We start from the raw sequence: 346 nt of genomic DNA on the forward strand, positions 1-346 counted from the left end.
CAAGACTTTCAAGAATTTTCTTTTTTTATCCCTAACGATGGCGACGTCACTGACAAAACATACGCCATCACTTCAGACTTCACTACCACCTCTGGCGTTAATGCCCTCTGGTCAAAATCAGGCCCCTTCTCTCAAATCAACTACACCGCCACCGAAGGCAGCCTGAAACTGACATTTGACAATAGCACCAAAACAATCAAGGCGACTTTCAACTTCAAGGGTCAGAACAGGGGTAAAACAGTCACCGTGAGTGAGGGCGTTCTGGAGCTTGTGGGGTTCACAGAAAGCAGAAGAAATTATGCGGCACCGACAGTTGTGTGCGACCTGAGTCGCGATATCAACGCAC

At 48.0% G+C, this 346-nt stretch carries 1 protein-coding gene; it reads left to right on the forward strand.

All coding sequences use genetic code 11. The features are described from left to right. Positions 1–346 (forward strand): hypothetical protein (locus NR126_RS28590; RefSeq protein ID WP_256832512.1); only part of this gene is annotated, 346 nt, incomplete at both ends.

The organism is Pseudomonas sp. Pse1 (assembly GCF_024519635.1).
Lineage (GTDB): Bacteria > Pseudomonadota > Gammaproteobacteria > Pseudomonadales > Pseudomonadaceae > Aquipseudomonas.